This is a genomic window from Haladaptatus sp. HS23, from assembly GCF_056892285.1.
Genome location: NZ_JBXGLH010000001.1, coordinates 177,025 through 193,533, shown reverse-complemented (window position 1 = coordinate 193,533; position 16,509 = coordinate 177,025). Strand labels below are relative to the sequence as shown.

Here is a 16,509-nt window from a genome sequence, read left to right as displayed (position 1 = left end):
CCGTTGGTTTCGAGCGTTAAAATTAAATAGACGAATCTCGTCCATCCCGCTATGGAAACAAAATCGAACCTCTTGAACCAAAGCGTCCACGAGATCCTACAGACGGTTATCGATCAAGGTCCCGACGTCATGCTCGTCGTGAACCCATCCGCCAACGCCATCGAAGACCTCATCGATGCCGCAACGGAGTACGACGGTGACCTCCCCGAGATGCGCATGCTCGCGGACGAAGGTACCCTGAAAGACGTGATGGAGGACTTCATCATCGCCAGCAACGCCGCGGACCTCATCGACGAGGGCGCCCTCACGCTGCGTACGACGGAGGACTCCTCCGGTAACTCGCTCCTCGTCACCGAGGACGTCGTCATCGCACTCGTCACGGCCGGTGACCGCGTCGGCGGTCTGACCTCCGACGACGGCGACTTCGTGGACGCGGCCTACGGAACGTACACGAACTTCTGGGACGACGCAAGCGACTTCTCGCTTCGCACGCCCCCGATCACGCGCGTCCGCGAGACGCTCGGCGAGGAGATCAGCCCCGAAGCCGAAGACGACTTCAACAGCGTCCTCTCCTCGCTCGAAACCGCTCGTGGTGACGGCGACGGACTGGACGAAGTGACCATCAGCCTCCTCGTCGCAGCCAAAAACGAGGCGCTCCTGTACGACATCAGCAAGTGGGGCGAGGACGTCGGCATCGCGAGCAAAGCCACGTTCTCCCGAACGAAGACCAAGCTCGAAGACATGGGCCTCATCGGCACGGAGAAGGTTCCCATCGACGTCGGCCGTCCACGTCTCCGCCTGAAGCTCGCCAACGACGACCTTCAGAACGCGGACACCGACCAGCTCGCCGGCGTCGCACAGAGCATGCTGAACTGAGACCGGCACAACTCCTCACCGTTTTTCATCCCCGTGAGCGGTAGCCATCCGTCGTATTTTTGCCACCCGCGTGTTTGGTCCCGTTCATGAACACCCTGCTGGGCGTAATCGGTCGGGGGGCCGGTGCCGATGCGGTCGAGACGGCACTGTCGGACGTGGACGGAACCGTCACGGAACTCGCCGTCGATGCCATCTACGAGGACGAGGCGGACCTCGCGGTCGTCATCGACGAGGTGGGCGCGTCCGTCTTCGAACGCGCGAATCGAGCGGACGTTCCGTGGATCGCAGTCGAACTCGGCGGCGTCGGCGGGCGGTCGATTCCCGGTGTCGATGCCGCGGTTTCGGGATTCGCACCGAAAACGGCCTGTTTCGACTGCTTGCGCGTACGCGTGGCAGCCAACGCGGAGGAGACCGACGACGGCACGACGGACTCCGAAAACGTCGAACACGATGCCGTCACCGAGCGATTCGCGGGTGCGGTCGCGGGACGGGAAGCGGCGACGCTCGCGGCAGGGGACGAGTCGGAAATTCTCGGCGGCGTCGTGGAACTCCCCCACGCGGAGCGACGACTGCTTCCGGTTCCAAACTGTCCGACGTGCGGGGAACCACGGGATAGGACGCTCGGTATCGAGTACGAGGAGCGGACGTTGGACGAGGCGATTTCGAGCGCCGAACAGGGGTTGGACGAGCGCCTCGGCGTCGTCCAGTCGCTCGGCGAGGTGTCGTCGTTTCCGGTACCGTACTATTTAGCGACCGTTACGGACACGAGCGGATTCAGCGACGTACGCGCACCGGGGCAGTCCGCGGGCGTCGCCGACGGGTGGGACGAGGCGCTGATGAAGGCGCTGGGAGAGGGAATGGAGCGCTACTGTGCGGGCGTTTATCGGGAGTCGGAGTTCGCGACGGCGCGCCCCTCCGCCCTCGGGAACGCGGTTTCGCCCGCCGAGTTCGTGCGGCCTACCGGGTGGCCGGACCCGAACGACGACGAACTCCAGTGGGTGTCGGGTCGAAACCTGACGACGGGAGAACTCGTCCATCTCCCGGCCGAATTCGTTCACTTTCCGCCGTCGTCGGCGCGGTTCAAGCCGTCCATAACGACCGGATTGGGGTTGGGTAACTCGACGGCGGAGGCGCTGTTGTCCGGATTGTACGAGGTCATCGAGCGCGACGCGACGATGCTCGCGTGGTACTCGTCGTTCGAACCGCTCGGCCTGCACGTCGGGAACCATGGCTTCGAGACGTTGGCAAAGCGGGCACGTGCGGAAGGATTGGACGTGACGGCCCTCCTCGTCACACAGGACATCGACGTTCCAGTGGTCGCGGTGGCGGTCCATCGGGACGGGGAGTGGCCGAAGTTCGCGGTCGGGTCCGGTGCGGATTTAGACCCGGACGCGGCGGCCCGTTCCGCCCTCGCCGAGGCGCTCCAGAACTGGACGGAACTGAACCTGATGGGGAAGGAGGACGCAGCGGAGGCGGAAGGGTCGATTGCCGAGTACGCCTCGTTCCCGGAGACGGCCCGCGAATTCGTCTCGCCGGAGACCACGATTCCGAGCGAAAGCATCGGTTCGGGGATTCAGGACGGGGCGAAAGAGTTGGAAGCCGTCGTCTCACTGGCGAGCGAGGCGTTTTCGGTGTACGGCGCTCGGGTGACCACGCGCGACGTGGCGTCCCTCGGATTCGAAGGGGTCCGCGTCCTCGCACCCGAGGCACAACCGCTGTTCACCGGGGACGCGTTCTTCGGTGAGCGTGCGCGGACGGTCCCCGAGGAACTCGGATTCGAGGCACGTCTCGACAGGAAACCGCATCCGTATCCCTGAATCGGGTCGCGGTGAGTGGTGGTCAGGGGGCGAACGGCGATCCGAACTGTGCTAATCGGGCACATGGGTTTTATGTTGGATTCGGTCGTAACACCTAACAGAGGAACCTATCAATGATGTATAATATAACAAATAAGTTCGTCGAGGAGACAGTATGACGTCCGAGTTCGACCTCTCGTGTGCGACCTGTGGGTCGCCGCTGTCGAAACGAAACGTCTCCGTGGACCACTTGAACGCACGGACCGTCGAAGCAGCGGTGTGCGGGAACTGTGGGGACCGATACTTCCCGGAATCAACGCTGGAACGACTGGATTAGATTCCGAACGTCGCCCGGAGCATGTCGCGGGTTCCCGGTCCGAGTCCGACCGCGACGATTGCGATGAGGAGCAGGATTGCATAGCGGGGGCTCTCTTCGAATATCTGCTCGTCGAACACCCAGACGACGGCGAGCGCGGCGGCGATTTTGACGAGGAGGAACGGCCACGCCGTTCCGATGACGCTCGTCACCGAGGCGGGGAACACGCTCGTCGTGATGTCGATGATGGCGCGGTTGACGGGGTGTTTCGCGCCGTACTGCCCCGCGAGGCCGAGCGCGCCTGCCCAGTCGAGAACGGCGACGTTTGCGACGCCGTCGACCGCGTGCCCCCAAATGACGACCGCACCCATCGCGGCCGTTCCCGCGTTGATCTCCGGAGCGTATCGGTTCACCGCCCACCAGACGATTGCGGTGACGAGCGTCGCGCCGCCGAGGACGACGACGAGTACCTGCGGATAGAACGTGAGACGGTCTGTCGTCAGCGTCAAAAAGACCAGATAACCGATCGTGGCGGCGAGGACGAGCGTTCCGATTCCCGCGAGCGGGTACTCGTAGTCCTCCACGACTCCGCTACGGGCGAGCGCGACGCTCACGACGAGGGCCGCGAGCGTGACGCCGAAGACGGTGAAGTAGATTATTGGACTGATGATGAGCGTGTTCCACGGGAAGGGAATCGGGCTTTGACCCACCTGTGCGAGCGCGTCGTTCGCGTCCTCCACGACGCGTAGCGCGCCGCCGAAGAGCATGAACGGGAAGAGCGCGTAGAAGAGGCGTCGCTCCTGTCCGACGTTCAGGCGGCGAAGGAGGTAGACCACGCCCATCAGCGCGACGATGAGCGTGACGGCGTAGCCGACTTCCGAGACGAGGGTGTATCCGGGTACCGCGACCGGTCCCGGCGCTGTCGCGCAGGTTCCAGCGTCGTAGATGTACTTCGTCGCGCCGTCAACGCGGACGGCACACGATGCGTTCTTCGCGTCAGCCAGTACGGGCCCCCAAAAGTAGTGCCAGATAAAGCCGTCGTACACTCGTTTCGGAAACGCGAGCGCACCGCCGACCAGCGCGACGATGGCGGCGGCGACGACCCCCACCCATAGTCGCTCGTTGTCGGGTTCCTCACTTGCTGTGTCCATATCGCACGAACCGGAGCGAGCGGGTTTTAGGGTTCCGGTCTCGTCACTCGTGGATACCGGTTTCGAGGGGCAGTTCCTCGCTCTCGTAGGGCGACCCGAGGACGACCATCGTCTGTGAGCGGGCGAACCCGTCCATCTGGGCGATGTTGTCGAACATCAGTTCGCGGAGGCTATCTGCGTTTTCGGCGTAAACTCGCGCTAAAACATCCCACGAACCGGTCGTGAGGTGGACTTCCTGAATCCCCTCGATTCTTTCGAGGCGTTTGAGCGTGTCCTTCTCGCGGCCCTGTTCCACGCGAAGGCCGACGAACGCGGAGATGCCGAGCGAGACTTCCTTCGGGTTCACCGTCGCGTGATAGCCGGTGATGACGCCCGCCTCTTCCATCCGGTTAACGCGGTCGTGTACCGTCGCACTGGACATGTCGATCTGTCGCGCGATTTCGCTGAATGGTGTTCGAGCGTTCGCTTGGAGGGCTTTCAAAATGGCACGATCCGTGTCATCCAGGTTCATATCGCTACCGTGAAGCCCCACTGCTAAATAATTGTACACCTGTATCCGGTCAACGTACGGAACTTCGATTATAAATTCTAACCATCTATTTCTCGTAATATGGTTCGGCGTCGCGGGCCGCTGCGAGGACTTCGTCGTGTGCTTCACCGTTGGAGGCGACCAGCCCTCGGCTCCGCGTCGTCCACGGGTCGCCGTGGATGTCCGTAACCGTCCCGCCCGCCTGTCGAATCATGAACACGCCTGCAACCGTATCCCACGGATTCGGGACGATGTTCGACACGACGCCCTCCAGTGCGCCGCCCGCGACCATCCCGAGGACGATTTGTGCGGAGCCAAACCGGCGCATGTCACCGAATCGCTTCACGATGCCCTCGACTGTCGCGGCGTATTCCTCGCGGCGGTCGAAGTCCCACCAGAGGGTCGGGCAGACGGTGAACGTCTCGGGGTCGGTTCTGTCGCTAACCGTCATCTCTTTCCCGTTCAGGTACGCCCCGTTCGCGTCCGCGGTGTACACGTCGTCCAGTGCCGGGCAGACGTTCGCGGCGGCGACGGTTTCCCGGTCCCGAACCGCCGCGACGCTGGTCGTCCACAGCGGAATCCCGCGCACGAAGTTGTTCGTCCCGTCGATGGGGTCGACGACCCAGACGTCCCCCTGCTCCGGGACCTCCTTCAGCGCGTCTTCCTCCTCGCCGACGATTGCGTCGTCCGGGAACTCGTCCCGTATCTCTTCGATGACGCGGCGCTGACTTCGTCGGTCGAACTCCGTCACCACGTCCGTCTTATTCGATTTCGTCTCGACGGCGAAATCCTCGCGAAAGCCCTCGGCGGCGATTTCGCTTCCCGCCCGTGCGGCGCGTTCGGCCGGTTCGAGGCGATTTTCGGCGCTCGTCATGGTACGAGAGGCGGGGCGACATGGAAAAGGAGTGTCGTTTCTCGATTCGCAACGTTTTAACACCCGCACGATGCAGTACAAACTGCGTGCGAGGGTAGCCAAGCCCGGCCAACGGCGGCGGACTCAAGATCCGCTCCTGTAGAGGTCCAAGGGTTCAACTCCCTTCCCTCGCATGTCAGCGCGCAATCAACGAAGCGCGCGACTGCGAACGAAGGGCGTTGAATGAGGCCAGACGGAACGTCTGGACGTAGTTCAACTCCCTTCCCTCGCACTCACACGAGTGCAGGAAGACCGCACAGAGCGTTCTTCCCTCGCAACAACTCAAAGGGGCCAATCACAGGCTCTCGCAAAACTTCTGACGACGACTACGGATTGGACAGTGGTTACGTTAGAGTATCTGAAGAGGGATTTTTACTGTTGCAGTCCGCCGAACTGCAACGCCCCTTCCGTTCTCGGCCCAGATTGCGAGCAGGCCAACGTTAATGAGGCTCGGACGGCTATCCATACGCATGAGTACTGACGCCGCGCCGAACGGCGAGGACGGCCCGCAAATCGAGGTGACGGAGGACGCGGCCGAGCAAGCGCTGTCCCTGTTGGACAGCGAGGGACTCGACCACTCTGTCGCCGGACTTCGCCTGTTCGTCCAACAGGGTGGCTGTGCCGGCCTCTCCTACGGAATGCGATTCGACGACGAACCCGAGTCCGACGACACCATTTTCACACACTACGGACTGCGCGTTTTCGTGGACCCGGCGAGCATGAACTACATCGAGGGGAGCGTCGTGGATTACGAAACCGGCCTGCAAGGTGCGGGCTTCCACGTCGAGAACCCGAACGTGGTTTCGGAATGTGGCTGTGGCGAGAGCTTCCGAACCTGATTCGACACGGAAAAGAAAATTCGTCTTCGCAGTCTCCGTCCCTTCGTTTTTCGCTTCGCGTTATCCCTCCAGTTCGAACGCGATGGTCACTTCGGACTGATACTGGCGTCCTTCGACCGAGGCGACCTCGACGCCGAGGGTGTCCACCTCGACCCATTTGACGTTGTCGATGGTTTCTTCCGCTCGGTCGATGGCGTTATCGGTGGCCGCCTCGAAACTCTCGTCGCTCGTTCCAATGAGGGTGATCTTCTTGAACACCATTACGTCCCTGATTCTCTGTCGTCGGTGAAAATCGCATCGGCCGTCGTGACTGATTTCGGGGTCCGTGTCGCGCAGTTCGACGCCGTGGCGTTCGGACGGTGAGCCGTCATCGCTCGATCGTCGTGCCGGGTTCGTTCTACTCCGAGCCTTGCATCCGGGTGTCGAGACGGTCGGCGAGGGCACCGGTCACGTCGGTGAGATACGCGGTGCCCCAAATCGCGGTGACGAGGCCGCCAGCGGTGTCGAACAGCAGGTCGAGCATCGTGTCTTCGAGTCCGTATTGGGTGAGCACGGCGTTTCCGCCGACGATGCTCCCTAAACCGCTCACCGCGAACTCCGTTACTTCCCAGATGACGCCGAACGCGATGACGAACATGAGGATGAATACGAACATGAACCGAGGCGGGAGATATACGTCGGGGTTGTGCGCGTCGAGTGCGCGGACGGTCGCGTAGCCCACTCCTGCGACGAGGGACGCGGAGAGCATGTGGGTCACGTGGTCCCACCACCAGACGTTCTGATACGGGCCGAGCGTCCCGACGGCGTGCAGGAAGACGGCGGTGGTAATCCACAGCGTCACCCCCGCGTCCATTGGAATCTGGTAGTCGCGTTTGAGTACCGCGGGGACGAGCGTGATGGCGAACGCCAGCCCGCTGTTGACCATAATACCGAGGTTCCCTCGGTCCAACCCGACGAAGAAGATACCGATGAGGCTCAACTCCATCACCCGGGTCAACTGTCGTTGTCTATGTTCGGAGATGCCGAGTCGCTCGCGGATTTTCATCGCAGATGCTCCTGTATCTCGACGGGAAGACGTTCCTCCGCCGGGATGACCCGCCGGAAGTACCATTCGAAGATGATTCCCGCGAAAACGCCGACGACCGTCGCGTAGACGAAATCCCACATCAACTGATACTCGCTGCCGAGGAACTCGGTTCCGAGGTAGACGTCGGAAAGCCACTGGACGACCGCCCAGACGCCCGCTGTCGCAATCGTGGCCACGACGACGAACAGAACGGCGAACCAGTGTGTCATCCGAACGGGCGTGAAGACGTGCAGCTCGACGGCGACGATGAGCGCGAGCGCGGCAACCGAGAGGTACGTCGCGACCCGAGTGGTGAGCGCGAGCGTCGCGAGTTCCCGTCCGAGAATGGGGAGTGCAGCGAGAACGAGCACTTCCCACGGAAGCATCGCTTCTGTGTTTCGGTAGGCGATGGGCGGAACGAGCGCGAGGGCCGCGACGGCGGCGGCCAACAGCATCCATAGGAGGTCGTCCTGTAACAGGCTGCCGACCGCGACGACGAGCAGAAATCCGATAAGTAGCCACGCCAGTCCGGCGTTGACTCGCTTGTCCTCGACGAGTGCGTCCAACTGACTGACCCGCTGTGCCATGCTATCGAATATGGCCGGGGGAGGTAAGAATGGGTAGGTAATTCGACCGTCGTGAATATGATGGGTGACGTGAAAATCAGGAGAAAACGTACATCCCGGCATACGCGATGACCGCGAGCGTCACCGCGGCCATGCCGGTACACACCCACGCGGTGGGATTTCGAACGGGACGGAACGGGCGTCGGGGGTGTAGTTGCGGCCCGACGCCGACGGCACCCACACCGAGTACGGAAAACACGAACTGGTAGGATACGGAGAGCGTCGGTGCGGGAATCACTAGCGCGGCCAAGGCGTAGCCGACGCCGAGCGCGGCGCGCGGGTGGACGTGTTCGCGCAACTCCCGTCGGGCGTCCCCGGTGCGGAGACGGAAGTACACGGCGACGGCGAACCACGCGAGTACCAGTTCCAAGCCGAAGATGGCGAGGAGGTTCAGCGTCGGATCGGCGAGGAGGGAGAGTCGGGAGTGGAGCAAAGTCACGTCGAAGGGGTAGAAAAACCGTGGCGGCGACCCCGTGAACACGTCACCGAAGGGGTGTGACGCGAGGCCGAAGACGGCGGCGAGCAACAACGCCCGCGGCCCGAGGTCGGTGCGCGAGTCGGCGACGAGCGCGGCGGCCGTTCCGACGACGACGAAGACGAGCATGACGCTCGCGCCGAGGAGGCCGCTCGTTCCGAGAGCGACCCAGACGAGTCCCGCTAACAGTCCGGCAGAAACCGCCTTCCGCGGCCAGTTTCGCGTCGCTAAGACGAACGCGGGACCGGCAACGGCGGCGACGACGAGCGAGTGGGTCACGGCGCGATGGACGAGGTGTGAACTACCCCAAAACGCGGCCGTCATGTGCCACACGCCGCCGAATCCGGCCTGTGCGAGACCGATGACCGCGTACGTCATATCGACATCCGGTATCGTAGCGAAGACGCCCGCGACGACCCCGAAGGCGAATGCACGCTCCGTGGACCAGAATCGCTGGGCGACGAGCGCCGCCACCCCGAAGGCGAGCAGCGCGTGGCCGGCCATCATGGAACTCCTCTTCGCGTTCAGTCCTCATAAACTTCGTCCCAGCGATATGCTGACTCGTGTCGTCCGAGTCGCGCCGTCTATTGGACGCCGACGCCCTGCTGTCGCGCCGTCTCGATCCCCTTCGAGAGCGACTCGATGGCCCGGTCGAGTACCTGAACGGTATCCAGTACGGGCGGATACTGATACTGACCCAACTCCTCACGCGCGTCGAGGTAGGTGTTCAGCATCACTTCGCCCACGTCCATGCGGCGGTACGGGTTGCGCGACATCAGTTGGACGCCGAGGTGCGCGATGTCGGCGACGTCCCGGCACGTTCTCGCGCACGTCCCTAACTCGGGGCCGTGCTCGACGCACTGGTCCGCACACCACTCGGCCGTAGTTTCGAGCCTCTGGAAGTCCGCTAACACCAGCATCACGTCGCTCGAAAGGTGGTCTTCGAACTTCGGTTTGGCACCGACTTCCTCCTCCATCCGGCCGGCGTGAGGTCGTTGACCCATCGACGGTTGTCCGCCGACCTGCTGTCGGTCAAATCCTTGTTGCCCCATCGACCCTTGCATCCCCTGTTCCCGCATCGGTGGTTGCGTTTGCTGCCCCTCCATCGACGGTTGTCCCCCGACTTCTTGCCCCGTTCGTGGTCGCTGGCCCATCCCCTGTCCTGACTGTGGCGTTCGTCGCTGTCCGTGGGTTTCGCGCCCTGTTCCGGTTTCCCGTTCTAACGATTCCTCTCGTGGTTGCTGATACCGTTGTGTCATGGTTCTTCGCTCCTCGTTGAAGCAGGTGTCCTTCGCTCGTCGTCGGCATAAACGGGGCCGACCGTTCGGACGGAAACCGGAGGACCGTTCGGACGAAAGATGTAGTTGGTACCGGATATGGGGCGTTTCGGCGCGAGAACGTTCCCTTACGACGTACTGAAAAAGTTCGGCGGTTAGAACTGCGATTGCTGACCGGGAATCCCTTGCTGGGTTCCTCCCTGCTGAGTCGTCGTCCCCTGCTCCATCGTCTGCAGTTGGTCGAGCAATCGGTAGGTAGAATCGACGGCTCGGGAAAGAACCGACGCACATTCCTGACAGTGCGGGTTCTGGTGTCGCATACACTCGCTCGCACACTCCTCGGCCGCGTTGGCGAACACTTCCGCGAGTTCCGGTCCGAAGACCGAATCTCGAGCGATGAGTTTCGTGTTCAGCGTTCCGAGGTCGGAGACGTCCCGACAGAGCCGAATACATTCGGCCATCTGCGGTCCCTCATCGATGCACTTGTCGGCACACCAATCACAGACTTTTGCGGCCTTCTCGAAGTCCTCGAGTGCGACACGCATCTCGCCCGGCAACTGGTCGTCGAACTGGCCGCCCGGTTGTGTCAGTTGCTGGCCGCCAGTTTGGCCCATCTGTTGGCCACCGGTCTGGCCCATCTGTCGACCGCCGGTTTGGCCCTGTTGACCCATCTGCTGGCCGATTCCCTGTTGGCCATACTCCGTCCCTTGCTGGCCGTACTCCGGTTGAGACTCCTGTCGGCCACCTTGCCGAATTCCGCCCTGCTGGCCGACGTCCGTCTGCCCGTAGCCCTGTGATTGGCCGTACCGACCGCCTCCGCCTCCCGCTTGCGAGTGCTGCATGGGTCTCTGTTGTGTCATCGTATTTCTCCACCCAGCACGGTGCTGGGGTACCCCGCTCTACACCCATGACCCGAATAAACCGGGCCGACCGTTTCTACCGTTTGGAAACCGTTCGACCCGAGAAACGCCGCGTTGCGCGAATCAACGGTCCGTTGGACATCGAATGCCGCGAGGGCGGGATTTTTGTCATCCCGAGTGCTACGGCCACGCATGGATAACCCCACGGTAGGCGAGTTGACACCACCCGACAGAACGCTGATGGGTCCCGGTCCCAGCGAAGTGCATCCCCGCGTTCTCCGAGCGATGAGTACGCCGTTGGTCGGTCATTTAGACCCGTCGTTCGTAGACATCATGAACGAGGTCCAAGACCTCCTCCGATACACGTTCAGAACGGAGAATCAATGGACCATTCCCGTCTCCGGAACTGGCTCCGCCTCCATGGAGGCCGCTATCGGAAACTTAGTCGAACCCGGTGACACGATGTTGGTTCCGACTAACGGCTACTTCGGCGGTCGAATGGAGTCGATGGCGAATCGAGCGGGCGGGGAAGTCGTCCACGTCGATGCGCCGTGGGGGGAACCGCTCGACCCCGCCGACGTGCAGGTCGCGTTCGAGGAACACCAACCGGACGTCTTCGGTTTCGTCCACGCGGAGACGAGTACCGGCGTGGTTCAACCATCCGTTTCCGAACTGACGGACATCGCCCACGACCACGACGCGTACGTCATCGCCGATTCGGTCACGTCGCTCGGCGGCGTCGAGTTGAAAGTGGACGAGTGGGACATCGACGTGGCCTACTCCGGTCCACAGAAGTGTCTCTCCTGCCCGCCGGGTGCGAGTCCGCTGACGCTCAACGACCGTGCGATGGAGAAAGTCCTCTCCCGCGAGGAATCCCCGCGCTCGTGGTACCTCGACCTCTCGCTCCTCGAAGGGTATTGGGGCGACGACCGGGCGTATCACCACACGGCACCCATCACGAACGTTTACGCGCTCCGCGAGGCGCTTCGCCTCGTCAGCGAGGAGGGAATCGAAGCGCGCTGGGAGCGCCATCGCGAGATGGCGGGCGCGCTCAAGGCGGGCGTCGAGGCGATGGGACTCGAAATGAACGCGCCGGAGGAGTACTGGCTTCCCAGCCTCAACGCCGTTCGCGTCCCCGACGGCGTCACGGACACGGACATAACGAGCTATCTCCTCGACCAGTACGACCTCGAAATCGCCACCGGCCTCGGCGACTTGGACGGTGAAATCTTCCGCATCGGCTGTATGGGCTACTCCGCCCGTCCCGAAACCGTCTCGTATCTCGTGAGTGCGCTCGGGGACGCGCTTCGAGAACACGGCGCGGACGTGGACGTGGAGGCCGGACTCGCGGCGACGAGCGACGCGCTCGGACGGTAGGCGACGACTATCTTTTTTTATCGGTGACGCGGCCAAAACGGAGATTCAGACTCGCGTCCGAACACTGGTATCTCTCCGCGAGACATCGTTGATGTCGTCCCGTTCGTGCTCGGTGGTGGCTACATGTGACTGAATCCGAACGGGACCTGAGACCGTCTCGTTGCTGAACCCTTCCCAGAGGTATCACTCATCTTCTATGAATGGATACGATACCCATCGATGCCATTTAGGCCGACCGAAAATTCGAAACTACTATATTGGTTTAGGCGAGCCTAAAATCATGGACGGAAACGAAGGACGTACGCGACGTACAGTTCTCAAGGGCACCGGTGCGGTTCTCGGAGGGGGTCTCCTCGCTGGCTGTACCAGCGGTGGTGACTCCGGTTCCACATCCTCGGAGACGACGGGAACGTCGGAGGGAACCACGTCGGGTGAGTCCACGACCACCGAGGAGTCGACGACGACGGACGGACCGTACTCCGTCTCGATGGCCCCCGTCGGCGAAGTGGAGTTCGAGAGCGTCCCGAAGAAGTGGGTCGCCAACAACGGCAGTTGGGCCGACATGGGCATCGCGCTCGGCCTCGAACCGCCGAAAGCCGTCTGGCTCACCAACCGGTACCACACCCGGTACTACGACGCCATCGACGGCCTCTCGGTCGATAAAAGCGACATGGTGTCGCTGTATCAGGACGGCGTGAGCAAGGAGTTGTTCTACCAACTCGACGCCGACGTACACGTCATGGACCCCAACTTCCTGATGAACCGGTTCAAGGGATGGAAACAGAAGGACGTCGACGAACTCAAGCAGAACATCGCGCCGCTGTTCGGCAACTACATTTCCGCACAGCACTACACGTGGCACGACAGCTACCGATACTACACCCTCATGGAGGGCTTCGAAAAGCTGTCGAAGGTGTTCAAGCGACACGACCGCTACGAGGCGTTCGCGGACCTCCACTCCGACTTCCAGTCGAACGTCTCCGGCGTCGTTCCCAAGAAAAGCAAGCGTCCGTCTGCCGCCGTCGTCTGGGGCGTCGGCGACAAGCCGACGAAGTACTATCCCTACATCATCGGGAAGGGGACCGGATTCAAACACCTGAACGACCTCGGGGTCTCCGACGCGCTGGCGAAAACCGACGTCAAGGACTTCCACGGAAGCCGCGGCTCCATCGACCTCGAAACGCTTCTGAAAGTGGACCCGGAAGTCCTCCTGCTTCGCGGCTACGAGGACAAGACTCGAAAGGAGTTCGAGAACACCGTCATCAACTTCCTCGAAAACAACAACACGGCCAGCAACCTCACCGCCGTCGAGAACGGCGACGTGTATCGCGCCGGCGGCCTGTACCAAGGTCCCATCACGAACCTCGTCCTCACCCAACGAACCGCCAAACTGCTGTACGGCGTCGAAAAACAGCTCTACGACGGCCAGCGCGTCGTGGATATCGTCAACGGCGACTTCTAACGCCTCCTCACTCCGATTCGGCCGGAGTCGGTGCGGCCTCCATCTCTTCTTCGTCCGTGTTCCGCGTGACGTGACCGTACTTCAGGAGCGCGACGAAGAACACCCCGCCGATTGCGTTCCCGATGGTCGCCGCGAGGAGGAACCGGCCGTAGTCGAACGCGGTGATTTCGGGCGAGAGGAACAGCCCCATCAGTACCTCCACGTTTCCGGCGATGGAGTGTGGCAGGTGGGCGAGGCCGATGGCCGTCGTGACTATCCAGATTATCAACACCCTGCTGACGGTGTCCCGCGCAGCGGTGACGAGCCACGACAGCAGTCCCATGAGCCACCCCGCGAAGATGCCGCTCCCGACGAGGACCCAGAAACCGTGTTTGACTAACGTCTTCGAAATTTCGGTGAACGCCGCCGCGTGCGCGATGCCGAGTTGGGGCGCGATTGCGACGGCGAACGCGGCGAAAAGCGCGCCGCCGATGATGTTCGCCGCGAACACGACGACCCACAACCGCCCGAGTGACGCGATGGACGCCCGCTTGTCGAGAACGGGGAGCACCGCGAGCGTGGTGTGTTCGGTGAACAGCTCCGACCGACCGAGAATCACGAAGATGAACCCGATGGAGTACATGTTCGCCATGAGCAGTTCCGTGACCGGTTTCGGGAGGGACCCGCTCATCAACCCGGTCATCACCGCCATGAGCAACGGCCCAAAGCCGATGTCCAACCCCGCCGATAGGCCGGACAGAAAGAGGCCACTTGTCGGACGCTGTAACTCCGCGAGGCCGATGTTTATCTGCTCGACGAGGATGCTTTCGTACGATTTCTGTCCGTCAGCTTGGTCGTTGGAAGATGGAGAGGATGCCATGACGAAATATACGAAACCGTATCTTCCGAAGGAGATACGGGATAAAAGTGGTTATGGCTCCCCTCGTACCCAACTTTCCGCAGCCATTCTGTTTCACCCGCCGTCCCGTTCGGGTTGCTTCGTTCACTGGTCCACTCCACACTTCCTCTTCGAGGACCGACGCGACGGCGGACGTCCGCATGCCGTGGCATCCTATTTCCCCCGGCCCTTCGTAGTCGCCACCTATCGTGTCGAATCGACGGCCGTCCCGGTCGGACACCACCCTACCGGTCGTAACCATCGTCGTCCTCGCAATCACGGTCCTCGTGAGTGCCCTCCACGCGGTCGTCCCCGGACTGCTTCCCGCACTCCGACGGAACCCGGACGCCCTTTCGATGGGTGAGTGGTGGTGGCTTTTCACCCCGTTGTTCGTCCAAGCCGACCCGTGGTGGGCGACGCTCTCCGTGTTCGTCGGCATCTTCGTCGTCGGCGTCGCAGTCGAGCGAACCTACGGCCGGCGCGACTGGTTAGCGCTGTACTTCGGCAGCGGGGTCGTCGGAGAACTCGCCGGATACGCGTGGCAACCACACGGGTCGGGTGCCTCCGTTGCAGGTGCGGGACTGCTCGGCGGCCTCTCCGTGTGGTTCCTGTGGCGTGGAAACTCGGTGCCGCTCGGAGTTCGTATCTGGGGTCCAATCTGGCTAGCAATCGGTGTCCTCCTCACCCTCCTGCACGACATTCACGGACCACCGCTTCTCTTCGGAGCGTGTCTCGGCGCTCTGCTACTGTGGCGGGAACGGAACTGATTTCGGTGCGTTACTTCTCGAACCGCTTTCGGACGCTTTCGGCGTGGGCGTCCAATCCTTCGGATTCCGCCAGCGTGGTAATCGTCTCCGAGAGGGAGTCAAGCGCGTTCTCGTCCAGTCGTTGGACCGTGGTCGAGCGGAGGAACGTATCGGTCGACAGGCCACCGGTGATTTTCGCTACCCCCGTGGTCGGCAGGACGTGGTTCGTCCCGGAGGCGTAATCGCCCGCAGCGACGGGCGTGTACGGCCCGAGGAAGACGCTTCCGGCGCTGTCGATGCGCGAGAGGAGGTCCTCGTCGTCCTCAGCCTGAATCGACAGGTGTTCCGCCGCGTACTCCTCGGCGAAGAGAAGTGCTTCGCTCATCGACCGGGCGACGAACACCCCGCTGGCGTCGTTGTCGAGCGCCGCCCGAATCACGTCCTCGCGTTCTCGTTTGCCCGCCTGTTCCTCGATTTCCTTCGCGACTGCTTCGGCGAACTCCTCGTCGTCCGTCACCGCGACGGAGGAGGCGTTCTCGTCGTGCTCCGCCTGTGCGACAACGTCGCTGGCGACGAACGCCGGGTCGGCCGATTCGTCGGCCAGAACGAGCAGTTCGCTCGGTCCGGCGAGGAAGTCGATAGCTACGTCCCCCTGCACTTCCGCTTTCGCCGCCGTGACCCACTTGTTGCCGGGACCGACGACCTTCTGCACGCGGTCTATCTGCTCGGTTCCGTAGGCCATCGCGGCGATTGCTTGGGCGCCGCCGACGCGGTACACGCGGTCCGCTCCCGCGGCGTGAATCGCCGCCAGCGTGATGTCGTTCTGCGGTTCGCCGGGCGGCGTGGCGACGGCGACTTGCCCCACACCGGCCACCTTCGCCGGGATGACGCCCATCAGTGCGCTGGAGGGGTACGCCGCGGTTCCGCCGGGTGCGTACACCCCGACGCGCTCGATGGGACGGAACCGACGGCCGAGTTCGCGCCCGTCGAAGTCCGCCCGCCAGTCCTCGGGCAGTTGGGCCTCGTGGAACTCGCGGATGTTCGACGCCGCGTCCTCGATCGCCTCGCGCACCTCGTCGTCTATCTCCTCGTAGGCGCGCTCGGCGTCGTCCGTGATGTCGATGTTGCCCACTTCCACGCCGTCGAACTCCCGGCAGAAATTCCGGACCGCGACGTCGCCTTCCTCTCGAACACGGTCGATGATGTCGCGCACGTCGCTCCGCACGCCCTCGATTCCGGCGTCGCGGTCGAACAGTGCTCGCCGCTCGTCCGGACCGAGATCGGCTATCGGCTTCGGATTCATGCTCGGGGTTTCGAAGCGCG

18 protein-coding genes and 1 tRNA gene are annotated in these 16,509 nt (G+C 62.7%); 8 read left to right on the top strand and 11 right to left on the bottom strand.

Features of this window, described 5'->3' with window-relative positions; genetic code table 11:
• Positions 1 to 51: 51 nt before the first annotated feature.
• From tbsP to AC1XDK_RS01030, 3 genes are all read left to right on the top strand, one after another.
• A complete protein-coding gene (tbsP, locus tag AC1XDK_RS01040) occupies positions 52 to 876 on the top strand; it encodes a transcriptional regulator TbsP (protein WP_483347923.1) in 825 nt (274 codons plus the stop codon).
• 86 nt (positions 877 to 962) lie between these two features.
• Positions 963 to 2,693, top strand: a complete 1,731-nt coding sequence (locus AC1XDK_RS01035; RefSeq protein ID WP_483347922.1) for a YcaO-like family protein — start codon at positions 963 to 965, stop codon at positions 2,691 to 2,693.
• Positions 2,694 to 2,847: 154 nt separating this feature from the next.
• Entirely contained in the window at positions 2,848 to 3,009 is a 162-nt protein-coding gene (locus AC1XDK_RS01030) for a DUF7479 domain-containing protein (RefSeq protein ID WP_483347921.1), read from the top strand.
• Here the strand turns inward: AC1XDK_RS01030 and AC1XDK_RS01025 are convergent.
• The 3 genes from AC1XDK_RS01025 to AC1XDK_RS01015 form a co-directional block, all read right to left on the bottom strand.
• Positions 3,006 to 4,139 (bottom strand): DUF63 family protein, encoded by a 1,134-nt coding sequence (locus tag AC1XDK_RS01025; protein ID WP_483347920.1) that lies wholly within the window; start codon positions 4,137 to 4,139, stop codon positions 3,006 to 3,008. The two genes, AC1XDK_RS01030 and AC1XDK_RS01025, sit on opposite strands and share 4 nt — an antisense overlap.
• 43 nt (positions 4,140 to 4,182) lie before the next feature.
• Positions 4,183 to 4,650 carry an Lrp/AsnC family transcriptional regulator gene (locus AC1XDK_RS01020; protein ID WP_483347919.1) on the bottom strand — a complete coding sequence of 156 codons (468 nt, stop codon included), beginning with the start codon at positions 4,648 to 4,650 and terminating at the stop codon, positions 4,183 to 4,185.
• A gap of 85 nt (positions 4,651 to 4,735) precedes the next feature.
• Positions 4,736 to 5,542: an inositol monophosphatase family protein gene (locus AC1XDK_RS01015; protein WP_483347918.1), complete on the bottom strand. Its 807-nt coding sequence runs from the start codon at positions 5,540 to 5,542 to the stop codon at positions 4,736 to 4,738.
• Positions 5,543 to 5,630: 88 nt separating this feature from the next.
• On the opposite strand from AC1XDK_RS01015, the gene AC1XDK_RS01010 reads away from it, so the two are divergent.
• Both AC1XDK_RS01010 and AC1XDK_RS01005 read left to right on the top strand, forming a co-directional pair.
• A tRNA-Leu gene (locus AC1XDK_RS01010) sits at positions 5,631 to 5,715 on the top strand.
• Positions 5,716 to 6,051: 336 nt separating this feature from the next.
• Complete coding sequence (locus tag AC1XDK_RS01005; RefSeq protein WP_483347917.1) at positions 6,052 to 6,420, top strand: HesB/IscA family protein; 369 nt, start codon at positions 6,052 to 6,054, stop codon at positions 6,418 to 6,420.
• A 60-nt stretch (positions 6,421 to 6,480) separates the two neighbouring features.
• On the opposite strand, the gene AC1XDK_RS01000 is transcribed toward AC1XDK_RS01005, so the two are convergent.
• The 6 genes from AC1XDK_RS01000 to AC1XDK_RS00975 all read right to left on the bottom strand — a co-directional run bounded on the left by AC1XDK_RS01000 (position 6,481) and on the right by AC1XDK_RS00975 (position 10,724).
• Positions 6,481 to 6,681 carry a dodecin gene (locus AC1XDK_RS01000; RefSeq protein ID WP_483347916.1) on the bottom strand — a complete coding sequence of 67 codons (201 nt, stop codon included), beginning with the start codon at positions 6,679 to 6,681 and terminating at the stop codon, positions 6,481 to 6,483.
• Between the two features lie 136 nt (positions 6,682 to 6,817).
• The gene (locus tag AC1XDK_RS00995) at positions 6,818 to 7,465 is read right to left on the bottom strand and encodes a DUF2238 domain-containing protein (RefSeq protein ID WP_483347915.1); all 648 of its coding nucleotides are present in this window, start codon (positions 7,463 to 7,465) and stop codon (positions 6,818 to 6,820) included.
• A complete protein-coding gene (locus AC1XDK_RS00990; RefSeq protein WP_483347914.1) occupies positions 7,462 to 8,073 on the bottom strand; it encodes a hypothetical protein in 612 nt (203 codons plus the stop codon). The genes AC1XDK_RS00995 and AC1XDK_RS00990 overlap by 4 nt, the downstream gene beginning before the upstream one ends.
• Before the next feature lie 76 nt (positions 8,074 to 8,149).
• Positions 8,150 to 9,094 (bottom strand): metal-dependent hydrolase, encoded by a 945-nt coding sequence (locus tag AC1XDK_RS00985; RefSeq protein ID WP_483347913.1) that lies wholly within the window; start codon positions 9,092 to 9,094, stop codon positions 8,150 to 8,152.
• Positions 9,095 to 9,171: 77 nt separating this feature from the next.
• Entirely contained in the window at positions 9,172 to 9,846 is a 675-nt protein-coding gene (locus AC1XDK_RS00980; RefSeq protein WP_483347912.1) for a hypothetical protein, read from the bottom strand.
• 173 nt (positions 9,847 to 10,019) lie between these two features.
• Complete coding sequence (locus AC1XDK_RS00975) at positions 10,020 to 10,724, bottom strand: four-helix bundle copper-binding protein (protein WP_483347911.1); 705 nt, start codon at positions 10,722 to 10,724, stop codon at positions 10,020 to 10,022.
• Positions 10,725 to 10,916: 192 nt separating this feature from the next.
• Between AC1XDK_RS00975 and AC1XDK_RS00970 the strand changes: the two genes are divergently transcribed.
• Together AC1XDK_RS00970 and AC1XDK_RS00965 are read left to right on the top strand one after the other, a co-directional pair.
• On the top strand, positions 10,917 to 12,101 hold the full coding sequence (locus tag AC1XDK_RS00970; protein WP_483347910.1) for a pyridoxal-phosphate-dependent aminotransferase family protein: 1,185 nt from the start codon (positions 10,917 to 10,919) through the stop codon (positions 12,099 to 12,101).
• Between the two features lie 280 nt (positions 12,102 to 12,381).
• The gene (locus tag AC1XDK_RS00965) at positions 12,382 to 13,563 is read left to right on the top strand and encodes an ABC transporter substrate-binding protein (RefSeq protein WP_483347909.1); all 1,182 of its coding nucleotides are present in this window, start codon (positions 12,382 to 12,384) and stop codon (positions 13,561 to 13,563) included.
• A 7-nt stretch (positions 13,564 to 13,570) separates the two neighbouring features.
• Here AC1XDK_RS00965 and AC1XDK_RS00960 read toward each other — a convergent pair whose 3' ends face one another.
• Positions 13,571 to 14,422 (bottom strand): formate/nitrite transporter family protein, encoded by an 852-nt coding sequence (locus AC1XDK_RS00960; RefSeq protein ID WP_483347908.1) that lies wholly within the window; start codon positions 14,420 to 14,422, stop codon positions 13,571 to 13,573.
• A gap of 227 nt (positions 14,423 to 14,649) precedes the next feature.
• Between AC1XDK_RS00960 and AC1XDK_RS00955 the strand changes: the two genes are divergently transcribed.
• A complete protein-coding gene (locus AC1XDK_RS00955; RefSeq protein ID WP_483347907.1) occupies positions 14,650 to 15,207 on the top strand; it encodes a rhomboid family intramembrane serine protease in 558 nt (185 codons plus the stop codon).
• Between the two features lie 10 nt (positions 15,208 to 15,217).
• Here AC1XDK_RS00955 and hisD read toward each other — a convergent pair whose 3' ends face one another.
• Positions 15,218 to 16,489 (bottom strand): histidinol dehydrogenase, encoded by a 1,272-nt coding sequence (gene hisD / locus AC1XDK_RS00950; protein WP_483347906.1) that lies wholly within the window; start codon positions 16,487 to 16,489, stop codon positions 15,218 to 15,220.
• Between the last annotated feature and the right edge of the window lie 20 nt (positions 16,490 to 16,509).

What these genes read in the sequence shown, in the direction of transcription:
- tbsP (WP_483347923.1), top strand. Translation starts at nt 52, where the DNA reads ATGGAAACAAAATCGAACCTCTTGAACCAAAGCGTCCACGAGATCCTA.
- AC1XDK_RS01035 (WP_483347922.1), top strand. Translation starts at nt 963, where the DNA reads ATGAACACCCTGCTGGGCGTAATCGGTCGGGGGGCCGGTGCCGATGCG.
- AC1XDK_RS01030 (WP_483347921.1), top strand. Translation starts at nt 2,848, where the DNA reads ATGACGTCCGAGTTCGACCTCTCGTGTGCGACCTGTGGGTCGCCGCTG.
- AC1XDK_RS01025 (WP_483347920.1), bottom strand. Translation starts at nt 4,139, where the DNA reads ATGGACACAGCAAGTGAGGAACCCGACAACGAGCGACTATGGGTGGGG.
- AC1XDK_RS01020 (WP_483347919.1), bottom strand. Translation starts at nt 4,650, where the DNA reads ATGAACCTGGATGACACGGATCGTGCCATTTTGAAAGCCCTCCAAGCG.
- AC1XDK_RS01015 (WP_483347918.1), bottom strand. Translation starts at nt 5,542, where the DNA reads ATGACGAGCGCCGAAAATCGCCTCGAACCGGCCGAACGCGCCGCACGG.
- AC1XDK_RS01005 (WP_483347917.1), top strand. Translation starts at nt 6,052, where the DNA reads ATGAGTACTGACGCCGCGCCGAACGGCGAGGACGGCCCGCAAATCGAG.
- AC1XDK_RS01000 (WP_483347916.1), bottom strand. Translation starts at nt 6,681, where the DNA reads ATGGTGTTCAAGAAGATCACCCTCATTGGAACGAGCGACGAGAGTTTC.
- AC1XDK_RS00995 (WP_483347915.1), bottom strand. Translation starts at nt 7,465, where the DNA reads ATGAAAATCCGCGAGCGACTCGGCATCTCCGAACATAGACAACGACAG.
- AC1XDK_RS00990 (WP_483347914.1), bottom strand. Translation starts at nt 8,073, where the DNA reads ATGGCACAGCGGGTCAGTCAGTTGGACGCACTCGTCGAGGACAAGCGA.
- AC1XDK_RS00985 (WP_483347913.1), bottom strand. Translation starts at nt 9,094, where the DNA reads ATGATGGCCGGCCACGCGCTGCTCGCCTTCGGGGTGGCGGCGCTCGTC.
- AC1XDK_RS00980 (WP_483347912.1), bottom strand. Translation starts at nt 9,846, where the DNA reads ATGACACAACGGTATCAGCAACCACGAGAGGAATCGTTAGAACGGGAA.
- AC1XDK_RS00975 (WP_483347911.1), bottom strand. Translation starts at nt 10,724, where the DNA reads ATGACACAACAGAGACCCATGCAGCACTCGCAAGCGGGAGGCGGAGGC.
- AC1XDK_RS00970 (WP_483347910.1), top strand. Translation starts at nt 10,917, where the DNA reads ATGGATAACCCCACGGTAGGCGAGTTGACACCACCCGACAGAACGCTG.
- AC1XDK_RS00965 (WP_483347909.1), top strand. Translation starts at nt 12,382, where the DNA reads ATGGACGGAAACGAAGGACGTACGCGACGTACAGTTCTCAAGGGCACC.
- AC1XDK_RS00960 (WP_483347908.1), bottom strand. Translation starts at nt 14,422, where the DNA reads ATGGCATCCTCTCCATCTTCCAACGACCAAGCTGACGGACAGAAATCG.
- hisD (WP_483347906.1), bottom strand. Translation starts at nt 16,489, where the DNA reads ATGAATCCGAAGCCGATAGCCGATCTCGGTCCGGACGAGCGGCGAGCA.